Below are 16,819 nucleotides of genomic sequence, written 5' to 3' on the forward strand. Positions count from 1 at the left end.
GTTAAGCGGGCGGAAGCTGGCGAGTGGTCCAGCTTCCGCCCGCTTTTTTAAAACTGCCCTCGTCCGTCCCCGTTCGTTCGGTTGTAGGGAATGTTCAGGAAGTCCAGTGAGCCAGGCTTCACACGAATGTAAAAGCTGTAGGTACCCCGAAGTGGCTGCCAGTTGGCGCCTGCTTCCCAGCAGTGGAGATCACGCTGGAAACCTACCGATGGATAAGTAATCCCTTTTCTTACAAAATCGTACCCAAAGTTACCGATATTGATAAACCAGTTGGGCGTCAGCTGTATGCTGCCGCTGCAGTTGATGGTGTTTGTGGCGATGAAAAAGGTATCCCGCCCGTCCGGCATCCCCTCCCAGTTGAGGGAAAGGTTGTGGCTGATGCGGAAATTCTCGAACAGGCTCAGGAAGTCCTTTTCTTCTACCCGCTGCAGTCCTCTTTCCTGTCTTTCCAATTCTGCTTCTGCATCATAAATTTCCTCCTCCTTATCGCCCTGGAATAAGGCTCTGATCTTCCCAACGGTCAGGTTGGTATTGAAGCGGGCTGTGGCCTGATCGAAACGCAATAAGCGGTTTTCGGTTTCCCAAAGCAGGTCGTCTACCCGCCGGCCATTCTCGTTGACCCGGTAGGGGTCGAAAGTGGCGCGCAGGCCTACCGTAGTCATGCCTTTGAACATCCGCGTGGTACCCGAAATATTGACCGGGCTCCACTTGAGAGAGTCTGCCGCAAAGTTATAGTTGCCGGAAACGATGATGTTGTCGAAGAGCTTCAGTTTTTCCTCCGTGGAGTCCTTCTTGGAGAAGTACTTCGCTTCAAAAATATTATTGAGGCTGTAGCCAACACTCATCTGCTGCCCGGCAGTGGATGGGCTGCCAAAAATCCCCCCCTGGAAGATAGAGTAGGTGTCGAACTCATCCCGGGTATTCGGGTCTCTCACCTCCCGGAAATAGCCCAGATCCGGGTTTGTGTAATCAGGAGTGTAACCGAAAGAAATACTGGGCTTCATCACATGGCGGATGCCCCGCAGCCAGCCCTGCCCGAAGCGCATGGTACCGAAAACCTGCGTATTGAGGCTTACGCTGGCATTGAACTGCCGGTAGGCTTCGAAACCGCCCACCTGCCGCTCTGTGATTTCGCCGTAGGAAAGTGTGTCCACAAAGTCTATGCCCCTATCTGAAATCGTGTCCAGCTCCAAAGCCGTAGGGTCAAAATCCCGGCGCAGGGTGCGCAGGTACCAGACTTCATCGTAGTTGACCGAAGGGTTGAGGTTGAAGTACTTGAGGACTTTAAAAGAGGTACCTAGATTGGCCCGTTGTTGGACACCAAACTGGGCATTTTCAATTGTTTCCTGCGTAAAAAGCGTGGAATCTTTAGCCTGAAACCGGTTACGGGCCTCCGCATCGTAACGGAAAGTAATGGCTTCATACCACTTCTCAGGCCCGGTCCTGTTTTTGCGCTTGAACGGGTTAATAGCCTGTGTCTGAAACCTTACATTGGGGAAGCTGACTGTAACGTCGCCCGTATTAGAGTTTTGGTTGTGGTTGAAGGAAGCCGTCAGGTTGATAGGCTTGTCCCGCCAGTTTTTTCTAAAGTTCAGGTTGGACCGAAGCTGGTTTTCCAGTACCCGCTGATCGTTGAAGACCCGTTGCTGATAGTTGTTGCTTTGGATATTGATAGAACCACCAAAGTTGATCGTCGGATGAGCGGACTGTGCCTGCTGATGGCTCCATTGAAAGATGAAGGACTTGGGCTGGGAAATGTTACCCTCCAAATCTTCGCTTCTTCGTACGTCGTAGCCGATATTGAAATTGCCGTTGTACTTATAGCGCTTGTTGTAGTTGGAAAGCGCATTGACCCCCCAGGTCCCTTTAAGGTAAATATTTCCTGTGAGGGACAGATTGAAGTGGTCGCCCAGGGGGAAGTACCAGCCGATGCCTTCCAAACCAAAGCCCCACTGCGGGGAGTACTGGTAATCACGCGGGAACAGCAAGCCCGTTGATCGCCCCTGCGGTATCGGGAAAAACCCAAAGGGTAGCCAAACCGGCGTAGGCACGTTCATGATTTCCAGATTGGAAGGGCCCACCACAACGAGTTTATTGGGAATGACTTTCTGCTTGCGGCTACGGATGCCAAAGTGGGGCTCCTCATGCGTACAGGTGGTAAAAATGGCATTGGAGCTGTACACCACGTTTTGGTCTTCCGCCGTGCTGTCTTGTGCTTCCTGTGTGACGAACTTGGACTTTTGCCCGCGGACTACCACATCATTCTGCGTGGTGACCACATCGTAGACCACCCCTTTCTTCGTCGAAAAATTGTAGCGCATACTATCTGCCGTAAAGCTTTGGCTGGCATCCGAAAACTCCGGCAAACCCGCCGGCCGCCCCAGGCTGTCGGGCATACCCGAAGCGGTCACGATGTTCGTCTTCCAGTCAAAGATAATATGGTCCGCTTTCAGGTTAATAGTGGTATAAGTCACTTCCGCTTCCCCGTACAGATGTACCCGCTGATTGGCAATATCATAAACCATTGAATCGACAGCAGAGTATTGTACCGGAGCATCGAGAGAATCCTTGGAGAAAGAAATTTCGCGGGTTTCACGCTGGCGGGGCAACAAGGTATCCTTTGGTAGCGTATCTAAAGAGGCCCTTACCGGGTTGGTACTGAACGGCAAGGTATCCCCGGGCATGGCACGGGCTGCGCTGTCCACCTGCATCTGAGCCGATGGCGGCCGTTTATCCCGCTCATTTACAGGCTCCTGCGCCTGTAGATAAGGAAGGCTGCACAGCAGGAATACAATAATTATTAATAACTTTGTCTTCAAGGATACAATTCTAAGTTGTGCTTATGACGAAAGCGGTAACTTTTCTACCAACGCTGTTTCTACTCGCTTTGCCGTTTACCGGTACCGGGTTTAACTTTTCATTATCCTTTCCCGCACCAGCTATGGCTGAGGCTGCCTGCCATTCGGGCTCCGATCATTCGGGCTGCCCGGTGCACAGGCGCGGCAAAGTTATAAAACCTGCCAGATTATCGGAGGATTTCTCACAAGGGATACCACTTCCCTTTCCGGCTTTTCAAAAAGCCCTGGGCTTACCGCCCGATTATCGGATCAAAACCGTAGTCATTGACCCTGGCCATGGCGGGCATGACCCCGGCTGCCTGGGCGGTAATTCCCGGGAGAAACACCTGGCTTTGGCTATTGGGCTGAAGCTGGCTCAGGAGATGCGGCTCCATTATCCGGGCCTTAATGTGATCCTGACGCGAGATTCCGATGTTTTCATCCCACTACACGAACGGGCGGCGATTGCCAACCGCAACGATGCAGACTTATTCATTTCTATCCACTGCAATTATATGCCTGGCTCCTCGGCTACCCACGGAAGCGAGACTTACGTAATGGGCCTGCATACCGCAGAGCATAATCTTAAAGTGGCCAAGCGGGAGAACGCTGCGATCCTGCTGGAGGAAAATTATGAGGCCAACTACGACTATGACCCCAACTCTCCGGAAGGGCATATTATGCTCAATATGTTCCAGAGTGCCTACCTCGAACAAAGTATTCTGTTTGCAGAAAAAGTAGAGGGGCATTTTGCAAAAGCCAACCGCAAGAGCCGGGGTGTCAAGCAGGCCGGCTTCGTAGTCCTTAAGGAAACAACGATGCCGAGTGTGCTGGTGGAAACCGGTTTTCTTAGCAACCGCTCTGAGGAAGCTTACCTGATGACGCCACAGGGCCAGGCGGTGGTGGCCGGAGCGATGCTTGCTGCCTTTGAAGATTACCGGCGGCACGTAGAAAACAGCCCTGAAGCCCAGCCTTTGGCAACCGCACCAGTTGCTGTTCCGGCGCGCGTCTTACAGCAGGAAGAGCAGTTTCAGCCCGATCAAAAGCCTGACCCCAACCCGCCGCCTCTGTCTAAGGGGCGCTATCTCGTTGCCCGTTCACCAGAAGCAGCACCCAAGTCTTATAGGCCGCCAGCCGAGCCTGATCCTATCCCTTCTGCTTACCAACGAAAGGTAGAAAGCGTTGAGGTTCGTCCTGAGCCTGCTATACAACCTCTGACCCCACAGCCAGAACATACTACTGAGGGCAGCCCAATGCTCCGCGAAGTCACCCTATATGATCTGGGCATTAGCCTGCATGTCCAACTGGCAGCTTCCAAAGACCCTTTAGATACCTCTCACCCCAAGTGGGACAATACCGGTTACCTGATCGAGGTGGTCCGGGAAGGAGAATTTTTCAAATACCAGGCCAAGAACTTCACTTCTATTTACCATGCCACACAGGCTAAAGGTTTACTGGAAAACCGAGGGTTTCCGGGGGCTTTCATCGTGGCTTACCGCAATGGCAAACGCATTTCCCTGGATGAAGTGCGGCAGGCATTGGGCGCACCTTAGCCTCTGTATGGACTGGCTATTGAGGTGGCCAAAGGAATCTCCTGCCGACAGCTCCTGCTCTACTGGAGAAGTAAACGGCCGAAAATTACCGTTTTACCCTAAAGGGCTATACCTTTGCGACGCTTAAACTAATACGACCATGTCAAACGAAGTAAAGGTAGGTCTTCTTGCTATTGTAGCCATCGCGGTCTCTTACTGGGGCTATAAATTCATTATGGGCAAAAATGTCTTGCTCAAGTCCAACACTTATAAGGTTTACTACCCAAAGGTAGACCGTATGCAGGTGGGCACACAAGTCTTTATTAATGGTGTCACCGTAGGTAGTGTGGCTAAAGTGGAACTGCTCAATGACGTGGACCGTACTGTAGAGGTGGTCCTCGACCTCATTCCCGATATGACTATTCCTAAAGATACCCGCGCGGTGATTGTAGCGACCGGCTTTATGGGTGGCAAAGCGGTCAAGCTCATGTACGATACGCCCTGTTCCGGCGAAGATTGTGCGGAGCCAGGTGATACACTCGAAGGAGAATTCAGGGGGTTGCTGGACTCTATGGTTGGAGAGGAAGCTGTTGGCGACTACGCCGCCATCCTTCAAAAGAGCCTTCAAAAGGTCATCGACACCCTCAACTACGCCCTGCTCAGCGAAGAAAGCCAATCGCCCATTGCGAATACCATGCGTAACCTGGACGCAACGATGGCCAACCTCAACTCTTCCACCGCTCAGCTCGATCAGCTCATGCGGCGGTCATCCGGCAATATCGCAAGTTCCCTTAAAAATGTTGAGTCTATAACCGGGAACCTGGAAAAGAACAATGCCAAAATTGCAGCAATTATCGCCAATGCAGACAGTCTGAGCAGTCAGTTGGTAGCTGCCGACCTGGAGAAAACCGTCAACGAGATCAATGCCTCTATTCAGGAGCTGAAAGGCACCCTTGAAAATGCCAACAAGGCAATTGCCGGTGTATCCGGACTGGTTGATGGTATTAAGGAAGGAGAAGGTACCCTGGGGCAACTCATGAAAGATGAAGCCTTGTACCGCAACCTCTCCAACCTGACCCGCGAAGCTGATTCTCTGGTTACCGATTTCCAGGACCGCCCCTACCGGTATATGCCGCTTAAGAGCCGTCGGAGAGTGGAACGTTATGACCGTCAGGACGCTCAAGAGGCTGGGAATTAAGGTAGCGCCCGAAGTGATACATTACCCAAAGGTGTGCTAGTGCCTGCGTCAGGTTGTAAACCAGCCAGGGCAGGCGGGGCACAAACTCGTGGATAGCCGCAATAACGTACCGGCCGCCCAACACACTTCGGAATTCCAGCCAGCCATGGTCCCGGCGCTTCACCAATTGCCCGCCAACGATGTAAAACAGTTGCCGGTTCGCATCGCTGCGGTCCGGGATAAACTTTAAGTGCAGTAGTTCAAACCCTCCAATACGAAATACCGTAGTCTGCCCCCGGTGGTCGGCTTTTAGAAGATACCGAAAGTGCCGGGGCAGCCAGGTCTGATATCTTTTGGCTACCCAAATTGCGGTGTGATCGGCCGGGTTAGGCAGTCGCTGTACACTTCTTACCGTATTTTTTTCTTCCCTGCGCTGCTGCTCGTCTGCTAAGGGTAAAGCCGGTAACTGTTCCTCCTCTTTTAGTGCCTGCCTCGCTGCCTCTTCAAAACACTGAGTGGGCGGCACCTCTGCCATCAGTTGATTGGAGCTTCCTTTAAGGTCCCAGCGCAACGTGGCAATCAGCGGGGAGACCACGGTCGGGCTTAGCCCTGAAAACAAAGCCACCCAAAGGCGGGAAAGCCCAGGCAGATTAAAAGGCAGGGCGTAAATCCAGCGCCTCCTGCCCTTCAGTTTCGCCAGCTTTTTGAGCATATCAAAGTAGGTAGTCACCTCTTTCCCCACGATATCATATTCCGCGTTGTAATAGTCAGAATTCCCCAGGACTGCATCAATAACCCTGAGGGTGTCCTCCAATCCGATGGGCTGTGTTTGGGAAGTCGTCCACTTTGGGCACAGCATGAGCGGTAAGCGGTCTACAAGGCGGTCCAGGATCTTGAAGGAAGTCCCGCCCGGCCCTACGATGATTCCCGCCCTAAGAGTGGTCAGCGGAACAGATGTGCTCTCCAGGGTTTTTTCCACTTCCGCACGGCTTCTCAGGGGACGGGCATCCGGCAGCTCCCCCTCCGGCAGTATACCGCTCAGAAAAACAATTTGCTGTACTGCATTGAGCTCTGCCGCCCGGACGAAGTTGTCTGCCAGCAGCAAATCAGTATTGTCGAAGGAACCTTGGTTGAGGCGGGTGGAAGGGCGCATGGAGTGCACCAGATACAAAGCATAGTGCGCGCCTTTAAGTGCTTCGCGGCTGGCCGAAAGGGAGTATAGGTCAACCTGCCGCCATTCCACATTAGGGTCTGCTTTTTCCGGGGACATCGTCTTGCGGCTTAGCGCAATAAACCGGTATTTATGCCGGTATCGGTCCATAAACCAGCGACCAATAAAACCAGTAGCTCCAGCAATAGCAACGGTAGGCTTCATATTCACCAAACGGAGAAGCTACCAGAAGGTTCGCTATTATTCTGACTGGAAAGGCAAAGCAGGCAAAGCATCGTTGCAAAGGCTCCTCAGCTCCCGGGTCGTTTTCTTTAGACGTGGGTGAACGAAATCAGGCGCAATGTCCAGCAGAGGGGCCAGGACAAAGTTGCGCTCATGCAAATGCGGGTGAGGAAGGGTCAGCTGATCACTTTCCCAGATGATGTCACCGTAGTACAAAATATCAATATCGATCAGCCGCTGCCCCCATTTTTGTATTCTTACCCGCCCCATATCAAGTTCGATTTCCAAAACCGTATTCAACAACCCAATAGGGTCAAGGGCGGTTTCCAGTTCCAGGGCCTGATTGAGGAAATCCGGTTGGTCCCGGACACCCCACGCTGCTGTCTCAAAAATTCGGGAAAAGTGAAGGATAGGCCCGACGGTGTCCTTAAGTGCGGATGCCGCGAGTTTGAGGTTTCTGAGCCTGTCGCCCTGATTGCTGCCCGTATGCAAAAAGACCCGTTTCATATTAGTGTGAAGGTAAAGTTTTATTCTGATATCCGGGATTACATCTCTTGCAAGTTGCATTTACAGACCGATCGGTTTATTTTTGTACCAACCATACATGAAACCCATGTCAAAATCAGACCGTACACGCCAGCAAATCATCGAAAAAGCCGCTGCACTATTCAATCAGCGCGGGTTCGCCGGCACATCAATGGGCGATATTATAAAAGCGACCGGACTGTCTAAAGGCGGCGTTTATGGTAATTTTTCCAGCAAGGAGGATATTGCCGTGGCGGCCTTTCAGCACGCCGTTGATCAGGTGCACCAGCAAGTCCGTGCCCGGACCCGCGTCATTGAGCACCCCATTGATAAACTTAAAGCCGTCGTCTACTTTTATAAGGAGCATGCTGCCCAGCCCCCCGTTGAAGGTGGTTGCCCCATACAGAACACCGCTATTGAGGCAGATGACGGTAACCTGCTCCTCAGGGAACATGCCATCAAAGCGGTTGGGATTTGGCACGACCGGATTGTAACCACTCTTAAAACCGGGCAGGAAAAGAGACAGATTCATCCTGATGTATCTCCCGAAGACTTCGCCACCCAGTTTATTGCCACCCTGGAGGGCGGGATCATGCTGGCTCAGCTGCACAAAGAAGACCGGTATTTCAGTCCGGTAGCCCAGTTGCTGTTGCAGATGATTGAACAACTCCAACCCTAAATCCTCAAATACATGCCCATCACAAAAGATATCCGCTACCTCTCTTCTGACTATCAGGACCCTTCGCCGGAACAGCCCGTCCAATATCCACCGGTTTTAAAGGTTATCCGGTTTATGTTTGGCCTGTTTGGCTATATATTCCCCAAAGCCATGGCCAGGCTGGCGTACCGCTTTTTCTCTACGCCCCGCATTCGCGCCCGGCACAAAACCAGTGATGCCCTGCTCGAAAGCGCCCGCTTATTTGAATTTATGTACGGCAGGCAGTTGCTCAAAGGGTATGAATGGGGCTACGGCGGGCGGACTATACTCCTGGTGCATGGATGGGAGTCGCGGGGCACAGCACTGCGGACTTTTGTCCCTCCACTGGTCGAAAAAGGATATCGCGTGGTCGCTTTCGACGGCCCTGCTCACGGGCACTCTGATGGCAAACGGACAAACCTCCCTCACTTTGGCGGGGCTGTCCGGGCCATTATCAATCAAATTGGAGGAGTGCACGGCATTATTACTCACTCCTTCGGGGGCGCTTCCACTGCTTTTGCCCTTTCCAACCTCGATCCTTCCATCAAGGTCGAAAAGCTCGTCCTGATCGGCGTACCGGACAAAATGGAAAAGGTGCTGAACAACGCTATGGAAACCCTCAATGTCCCGCCACCTACTGCCCGGGAGTTTATCCGGTATATAGAGCAGAAAGTGAAGTTCCCACTCCATCACGCCGACACCTCCAACGCAAAAATCTCAGCAAGTGTGGGAAAAGTGCTGATCGTTCATGATGAAACGGACGCCGTCGTTGCTATTGAGGAAGCCCGCTCCGTTTTTGAGGCATGGGACAACGCAAGCATGCTCATTGCCAATGGCTACGGGCATTACCGGCTCATGAAGAACCCTGACCTCATCCGCGAAGTTGCCGACTTCATTCACGGGAGCTCCTGACCCTGGATTTATGTTGACCATCCGACCGATAAAGAAATGTGGGAGGTGTAGTTTCAAATTTTGATTATTTTAGCCAAGTTCAAGCCTGATTTAGGCTGGAAAAACAAACATTAACCTGGCAAGCATGAGAATACTTTCCACACTCACTGTACTACTGTTATTGCAATTTGCCCTCTCTGCCCAACCCGTCAATGATGACTGTGATGGTTTAATCGCACTTGGCGCACTCCCGGCTTGTGGCGATGAGATCTATGACAATATCAATGCGACACCTTCCGATATTGGGTCAGGGAACATACCCAACTGTTTCAACGGTGGAAGTGTTGACCGCGATGTGTGGTTTTCCTTTACCACTACCGCTGATATTATTGATGTCACCGTCACCTTGCAGGGCGCCACAGATGGCCCCAACGGCAGCATTCTCAACCCTCAGATCAATATCTACCGTGGTGAGTGTATGTTTGATGGCCTTGCGGACCTTAGCTTCTGTTCTTCTGCCGCAGATGGAGAAGCAACGGCACAGATAGACATCATAGGGCTGACCCCTAACACGACCTACTTCATCCGGGTCAATGATTACTCTCCTACCGGCACACCGAATGCGGGAGATTTCCGTCTCTGCGTGGACGAATACGTCCCAGCTATCAATATTGGTGATGAGACGTTTACTTCTGCCTGCTTCGGCACACTATATGACTCAGGAGGGCCCGATGCTGATTATGGCAACGGGGAGAATGCCACCTTTACCATCACCCCTTCCACTTTATTTGAATGTCTGGAAATTCAGATTCAGGATTTTCAGCTTGAGAACAACTTTGACTTTTTGAATATCTACGCCGGGCCCAATGCCGCCGGCACACTCCTTGGCAGTTACACTGGTGGCAATACGGACCCCATTACCATACAAACCTCAGAGCCTTCCGTGACTATAGAGTTTACTTCTGATGGATCGGCTACTGCTCCCGGTTTCGAGCTCACCTGGAACTGCAGCCCCCTGGCCTGTAGCGGTTCTTCTGTTGACAATCCCACTGTAATCAGTGGCTTACCCTTTGAAGGCAGTGGCTTTACAACCTGCGGTGAGGCAGGTACTATTGCGGAAACGCCCTGTGGCCCTACGCCCTTCCTGAATGGGCCGGACGTTGTGTTTTCCTATACTACTGATGGCGGCTTTTGTGCGGATGTTATTATTAGTGGTGCAGACGCCGGTACGGGTGTGCTTATACTGGATGGCTCACCTCTTGACCCTGCTACTGAATGTGTAGGCGTTGGAGGCAGTGGCAGTGCCTTCGGAACTAATTTTGAATCGCCTGGCACTTACTATATTATTGTAGCCAACGGCACGGGTTGCACGGAGTTCGATCTCTCCATCACGGAAGCTGAATGCAACCTGCAGCCCTCCCTGCTCAACGCATTGTGTAATCCGCTCAATGGCTGCATTCCTCCGGATAACCTCCCTTCTGTTTTCACCTTCAATCAAGGCTTTGAGGACATCGCCTTCAATCCAGGCCTAAATGACGGTTGCTGGTTCAATACCGGTTCTGCTGACCCCAATTACTATTGGTTTACTATAGAAGCTCAGGCAGCAGGCCCCTTTGGCTTCACGGTGGAAGCTGCCAACCTGCCTGCGGAAGACTCTGATATTGACTTCCAGGTCTGGGGCCCACTGGACAAAGATGAAGTGTGCAGCGACCCGCAGGCTATTGTAGATTTTGTGGAGAACAATCAACCCATCCGGTCTTCCTATGCCGGTGGTGCCGACCCTACCGGACTGGCCAGCATCCACCCCGTTACCGGAATAGAAGTACTGGATGAACTGGACTGTGCACCAGACCCTAACGGCAACGTTGATGACTTTGCTTCGGTCATTAACTGCCAGCCCGGTGAAGTATATGCGGTATTGATTAATGACTGGGGAGACAATATCCAAAGTGGTGCGATTTCTGTAGACTGGTCTGCTTCTGATCCGGATGTACTTGCCCCAACACCCAGCGAACTCCTCAATAGCGACACCGCGATTTGTCAGGGAGAAAGTGTACAGCTATTCCTGGAAACCTCCGTTAGTAATATCACCTGGCTTAAGGATACTACCACACTGTCGTGCGATGACTGCCCTGATCCATTGGCTACCCCTACTGAGACCACAGAATACGTTGGCTTGGTCGATGCCGTTTGCTATCAGGATACCGTGAGTGTACTGGTACAGGTTTATGATATCGATGCCGGCCCTGACGTAACCGTTTGCCGGAACGAAGAAATTCAAATAGTAGCGGGCAGTAATTTTCTGAATGCCGCTTATGAGTGGGTGCCCCCGACCGGGCTGAGCCTCAGCTGCACCGAATGCCCCGACCCGTTTATCATAGCAGAGGCCGTCGGCACCTACACCCTTCCTGTGACCCTGTTTGCTGACAATTGCACGCTGGAAGATGCCGTCACCATTACGGTACTGGATGCGGAGGCTCCGGTCATAGCTATTTCGCCTGACCTGGATATTTGCCTTGGAGAAACCGTTTCCGTTGGCGGCGCAGCTACCCCTGGCGTAGATTATACCTGGAATGCCACCCCAGGCGGCTTCACCTCAACAGATGCCGACCCTTCGGTCACGCCAGATACGACGACCACTTATTTCGTCAGTGCACAAAACCAGGAATGCCCGGTGCCTTCGCTGGACAGCATAACGGTCAATGTCTCCATTCCACCAATCATTCAGGTGGGCAATGATACCTCGGTTTGTCAGGGAGACCCACTTGTTTTAAGTGAGCTTTTGCCTGAACCAGGCGTTATGTACAATTGGGCCGGACCGGAGAGTATTGAAGACCCTGCTGACCTCAATACGGTTATCTTCCCGCAAAATGAGGGCACCTATACTCTTACCGCCGTGCGCGGTGCCTGCGAGGAGACCGCTTCTGCAGAGGTGGGTATTACACCTATCAATATTGACATCATCGCCGAAGATACGCTCCGGATATGCCGGGGGGAAACAGAGCTGATGTTTGCAGCGGATATCACACCGGCAACCGAAACGCCGGTTTGGACCGCTTCCACACCCGGTTTCGATACGCTTGTGGCTCCCACCCTTACGGCTAGCCCGCAAACAGCTACTACCTACTACGCGGAGGTAGCAGTGGGCAGCACCTGTTTCCGCAAAGACTCTGTTTATGTGGTTGTGGACAGTTTGCCAGCAGCAGGCCTGGGTATTATGCCGTTGGATACGACCGTGTGCGAAGGCGAAATACTAGTGCTGCAATCGCCCTTGTATGAACCCTCCGATTTCTCAGGAATAACCTTCGAATGGGGCCCGGAAACGGGCCAGGAGTCTCCGGATTCACTCTACAACCTGGTCATCACCGGGGTGGATACCATAGAGTACTTCCGGGTAACTCAAAATGGCGTTTGTACGGATACTTCCTTCGCGCAAGTCAATGTGAACCCAACCCCGACGATTACCATTACGCCATCTGACACCTCGATTTGCAATGGCAACAGCATCGATTTCCAGGCGACCGTAAGCGATAACGCCACTTCTTTTGAGTGGACCGGCGGGACCGAACAACTTAGCTGTACGGACTGCCTGAACCCCTTAAGCAGTAACCTTACACAAAGTACCACCTTCACACTTGAAGCATCCGTGGGCGATTGCCCAACGGAGGTGAGTGCGAATGTGAATGTGCTGCAGCCACCGCCCTACGAACTGGAAGCTTCGCCCATCATCTGCGAAGGGGAAAGCATACAGCTGATTTTCAATACCGATCCGGGCTACAACTACACCTGGACCGCTACAGACCCGGACTTTGGCACGATTGAAGATGGCGCACTCACCGTAACGCCGGACACCACAACCACTTATTTCCTCGTAGCCGGCGATGGCATTTGCCCGGATGTGGAAGACCAGGTGCAGGTCCGAGTAGTACAGGCCGCAGAAATTAATGCGGTTAACGTTTCGCCTACGGACCTTTGCTCAAACGAAGAAGTGACCTTCAGCGTAGATATCGACAATGCCATTGCCGAAGACCGGTACGAATGGCTCGACCCAAATGGCAACGAACTGGCTACCGGGCAAAGTGGCACTTTCGAGCCCACCGTATCCGGTACCTACACGCTGATTTATATTAGTGCGGCGGAGTGTGGCACCCTTACGGAGACTTTTGACCTGACCGTTTCCCCTGCCCCAACCGTAGCCCTGGCCAACGACACAACGATCTGCCTAGGACAATCCGTGCAGCTCAACTTCGCGGAGGATGAGAATACCACCTACACCTGGACCTCCACTGACCCGCTGTTCAGCGATTTCAACAATCCTCAGCCGGTAGTCAGCCCTACGGAGACCGCGACCTACACCCTGACAGCAAGCAATGGGGTGTGCGATGACTTTGTGGGCTCCGTTACGGTGGAAGTCATTGGCAACATCCTGCTGGACATACTGCCCGAAGACTTCTTCATTTGCCCGGGCAGCTCTACCAGCATCATTGCTCAGGCTGTGGGCGGCAGCAGCGAGGAGACCTTCACCTGGACCGGCAGCGATGGCTCTGCCTACACCGGGGACAGCATCACGGTTATGCCGGAGGATTCCACCCTCTACACCCTCGTTTACGAAAGCGGCGGCGGCTGTACCACCATTACCGACTCTGTACTTATTGAGGTAGGCGACGGCGTGTTCCCGACCGGCGCAGAGATCATTCAGGAAGTACCTGGAGACCTCTTTGAAGGGGACTCGATCATCTTAGGCGTCAACTACGGTTCGCCCTTCGACCCCAGCCAGCTGAACTTTACATGGACGGTCCTTTACCAGGATTCCACTACGGCTTCGCCACTGGCTAGCGGGCTTGGGCTCGATACCATTCAGACGCAAATCTTCCCTAGCGGGGTACATACTTTCCAGGTGGAAATCACCACGCCAGATGGCTGTTCCTATTTCGCCACCGTGCAAGGGAATTTTATGGAAATTATCGTTGCTGTGCCCAATACCTTTACCCCTAACCGGGATGGCGCCAACGACTTCTTCAATTTCGTAGCACAGGCCAATATCGAGGACCTGGAGGTGCTGGAATTCAAGGTATACAACCGCTGGGGCCAACTGGTCTACGACAACGAAACGCCGGACGATGGATGGGACGGCAACGCCAATGGAAAGGAGCAACCTACCGAGGTCTACTTCTACCTCATCCGGATTGCCCGCCCGAACGGTTTCGAGCTGGGCACCTTTCAGGGAGATGTGACCCTGGTCCGGTAACGGAAAACAGAAGCCGCAAAAGCGCCATTGAGGACCATCTACCTCAATGGCGCTTTTTTATTTGAGCACCACGGCGGCACGCATAAGGCCCGCAATAGACATAAGGTCCGTTATTTCCCCCTTGTAGACCATTTGCAGCGCCTCCTCAAAAGGCAGCCGCTTCACCTTCAGGTCCTCCGTGTCTTCGGGCTGCGCCTGCCCCTGCGTCAGTTGCCGGGCGATGTAGATTTTACCAGCCTCATCGGTTACAGAATTGGAGGTGTGGAAGTCAAGAATGTGCTCCCACTGTGCAGCCTGCAACCCGGTTTCCTCCAGGAGTTCCCGCTTAGCGCTTTCCAAAGGAGCTTCTGCGCCGATGGGGCAGCCCCCTTCAGGGATTTCCCAGCTGTACTCCTCAAGGGTATAGCGGTACTGCCCGACAAGCCAGGTATAGCCTTCCTCATCGATTGGCACAATACCTATGGCTTGATTTTTAAAATGGACGAGCCCGTAAATCCCATCCGTACCGGTGGGCGTAATGACTTTCCGGTGCGTCACCTGAATCCAGGGGTTGTCATAGACTTCTTCGTTGGAGAGCGTGGTCCAGGGGTTCTTCATGGTTTTTGTACAAAGATATGTGTATCTTCCCTGAATCAAATCAAGAGATATGACAAAAGCAGCGACGCTCCATCAACTAGACCGTCTGGACCAGGAGTTATCCGCACTGTTCAGTGAGTTGGAATGCTATGATGATACCCGGCTCAACCATCGCCCGTCGGATGGAGGCTGGACTGTCCTGCAAGTGCTCCACCATTTGATTTTAGCGGAGACTGCCTCCCTGGGCTACGTCCGGAAGAAACTTAGTTTTAATCCGATTTTGGATAAAGCCGGAGCAAAAGCGGCTTGGCGGCTATTTGTAGTAGACTTTTACTTCCGAATGCCAACCAAGTTCAAAGCACCGAAGGGCGTAGACCGGTCAGCCCTGCCGGATGAGTCGGATTTTGAATCGACCCGCAAGCAATGGGAAACCCAACGAAAGGCCCTCAGGCATTACCTGTCTCACCTTCCGGAAGAACGGTTTGACCGCGAGTTGTACAAGCACCCCTTCGCGGGTAAAATGACCTTACGGCAAATGCTGAAATTCTTTGGCATGCACATCAAACGCCATCAAAAGCAAATCAACCGGGTACTGAAAGAGGCTGCTGTTTAGAACAGCGCTCCGGCGATGGCAGCAGTAAGGAAACAAGCGACCGTCCCTCCGATTAGCGCTTTAATGCCAAATTCGGTTAAGGTTTTGCGCTGCCCGGGTGCAATAGCTCCGATGCCGCCAATCTGAATACCAATAGAAGCGAAATTGGCGAAACCACAAAGGGCGTACGTCGCGATCAGCATTGACTTATAAGACATTTGATCCTTAAGCCCTTCCATGGCGGCGTAGGCGAAGAACTCATTGAGAGTCGTTTTCAGGCCCAGCAACTGCCCGACTACAAGAATGTCTTCGGAAGCAACACCCAGCAACCATGCGATAGGCGCAAAAAGCAGCCCCAGTACATATTCCAGGTTGAAGCCCTTAAAGCGTCCATCCGTCTGTTGCTGTACAATTTCATTGAGCCCGGTAGGCCCACCAATCCAGTTGATGAAAATATAATTGAGCATGGCAATAAATGCCGTAAACACCAGCAGCATAGCGCCTACGTTGATCGCCAGCTTCAACCCGTCTGTAGTGCCACGTGAGATGGCGTCGAGCAAGTTACTGCCTACCTCCTGCTTAGGGATATCCAGCTTCTGATGCTCCAGGTCAACTTTTTCGGTGGAAGGGAAGAGCATTTTGGCAGCCACAATCGCAGCTGGTGCAGAAATAATTGAAGCCGTGAGCAAGTGGGTGGCGAACATCTGCTTGGCTACCGGGTCAGAACCGCCGAGAAAGCCCACATAAGCGGCAAATACGCCCCCGGCAATCGTAGCCATACCACCGGTCATCAGGCAAAGGATTTCCGACTTATTCATGTCCTCCAGATAGGGCTTGATGACCAGAGGGGCTTCAGTTTGCCCGATAAAAACATTTGCTGCAGCCGCCAGGCTTTCCGCGCCCGTCAGGCGCATAGTTTTCGTCATCACCCAAGCGAACCCTTTAATAATCACTTGCAAAATACCCAGGTAATATAAAACAGAAGACAGGGCCGAAAAGAAAATGATAGTGGGCAGCACTTTGAAGGCAAAGATGTAGCCAACAGCAAAAAGCTGACCATCAGCAGCGCCCGGCAGTTCTACGAAATCGGGCCAGTTACCCAGCACGAAATCCGCACCGGCATCTGTAAAATCAAGCACGACCACAAAAAAGCTGGCCACCAGGTCAAAGGCTTTTTTGACTAACGGAACCTTCAAAATAGCCACAGCAAGCACAACTTGCATGCCAATTCCAATACCCACCAGCCGCCAGTCAATGGCGCGGCGGTTAGCGCTGAGTAAGTAGCAGATGCCCAGTAATGCAACGACTCCGAGTCCGCCACGTAAAAGCCCAATGAAAAATTCCATACTTG

General features: G+C 52.5%; 11 protein-coding genes. 6 read left to right on the plus strand and 5 right to left on the minus strand.

Annotation, left to right across the window (positions count from 1 at the left end):
* Positions 1-47: 47 nt before the first annotated feature.
* Entirely contained in the window at positions 48-2,819 is a 2,772-nt protein-coding gene (locus IX84_RS25545) for a putative LPS assembly protein LptD (protein WP_152605243.1), read from the minus strand.
* Between the two features lie 23 nt (positions 2,820-2,842).
* Between IX84_RS25545 and IX84_RS31925 the strand changes: the two genes are divergently transcribed.
* Positions 2,843-4,390 (plus strand): N-acetylmuramoyl-L-alanine amidase family protein, encoded by a 1,548-nt coding sequence (locus IX84_RS31925; protein WP_202965298.1) that lies wholly within the window; start codon positions 2,843-2,845, stop codon positions 4,388-4,390.
* Positions 4,391-4,529: 139 nt separating this feature from the next.
* Positions 4,530-5,567, plus strand: coding sequence for an MlaD family protein (locus tag IX84_RS25555; RefSeq protein WP_044227729.1), 1,038 nt, complete (start codon positions 4,530-4,532; stop codon positions 5,565-5,567).
* Here the strand turns inward: IX84_RS25555 and IX84_RS25560 are convergent.
* On the minus strand, positions 5,506-6,921 hold the full coding sequence (locus IX84_RS25560; RefSeq protein WP_044227732.1) for an NAD(P)H-binding protein: 1,416 nt from the start codon (positions 6,919-6,921) through the stop codon (positions 5,506-5,508). The two genes, IX84_RS25555 and IX84_RS25560, sit on opposite strands and share 62 nt — an antisense overlap.
* Before the next feature lie 36 nt (positions 6,922-6,957).
* Complete coding sequence (gene folK, locus IX84_RS25565; RefSeq protein WP_238578340.1) at positions 6,958-7,506, minus strand: 2-amino-4-hydroxy-6-hydroxymethyldihydropteridine diphosphokinase; 549 nt, start codon at positions 7,504-7,506, stop codon at positions 6,958-6,960.
* Positions 7,507-7,552: 46 nt separating this feature from the next.
* Between folK and IX84_RS25570 the strand changes: the two genes are divergently transcribed.
* From IX84_RS25570 to IX84_RS25580, 3 genes are all read left to right on the plus strand, one after another.
* The gene (locus tag IX84_RS25570) at positions 7,553-8,143 is read left to right on the plus strand and encodes a TetR/AcrR family transcriptional regulator (RefSeq protein ID WP_044227734.1); all 591 of its coding nucleotides are present in this window, start codon (positions 7,553-7,555) and stop codon (positions 8,141-8,143) included.
* 12 nt (positions 8,144-8,155) lie between these two features.
* Positions 8,156-9,073 (plus strand): alpha/beta fold hydrolase, encoded by a 918-nt coding sequence (locus tag IX84_RS25575; RefSeq protein ID WP_044227737.1) that lies wholly within the window; start codon positions 8,156-8,158, stop codon positions 9,071-9,073.
* A gap of 124 nt (positions 9,074-9,197) precedes the next feature.
* Positions 9,198-14,300, plus strand: a complete 5,103-nt coding sequence (locus IX84_RS25580; RefSeq protein WP_044227740.1) for a T9SS type B sorting domain-containing protein — start codon at positions 9,198-9,200, stop codon at positions 14,298-14,300.
* A gap of 57 nt (positions 14,301-14,357) precedes the next feature.
* Here IX84_RS25580 and IX84_RS25585 read toward each other — a convergent pair whose 3' ends face one another.
* The gene (locus IX84_RS25585) at positions 14,358-14,897 is read right to left on the minus strand and encodes an NUDIX domain-containing protein (RefSeq protein WP_044227742.1); all 540 of its coding nucleotides are present in this window, start codon (positions 14,895-14,897) and stop codon (positions 14,358-14,360) included.
* A 49-nt stretch (positions 14,898-14,946) separates the two neighbouring features.
* Between IX84_RS25585 and IX84_RS25590 the strand changes: the two genes are divergently transcribed.
* Complete coding sequence (locus tag IX84_RS25590; protein ID WP_044227744.1) at positions 14,947-15,489, plus strand: DinB family protein; 543 nt, start codon at positions 14,947-14,949, stop codon at positions 15,487-15,489.
* On the opposite strand, the gene IX84_RS25595 is transcribed toward IX84_RS25590, so the two are convergent.
* Positions 15,486-16,814 (minus strand): NupC/NupG family nucleoside CNT transporter, encoded by a 1,329-nt coding sequence (locus tag IX84_RS25595; protein ID WP_044227747.1) that lies wholly within the window; start codon positions 16,812-16,814, stop codon positions 15,486-15,488. The two genes, IX84_RS25590 and IX84_RS25595, sit on opposite strands and share 4 nt — an antisense overlap.
* Positions 16,815-16,819: the final 5 nt, after the last annotated feature.

Origin of the sequence: Phaeodactylibacter xiamenensis (genome assembly GCF_000759025.1) — a bacterium.
Taxonomy (GTDB): Bacteria; Bacteroidota; Bacteroidia; order Chitinophagales; family Saprospiraceae; genus Phaeodactylibacter; species Phaeodactylibacter xiamenensis.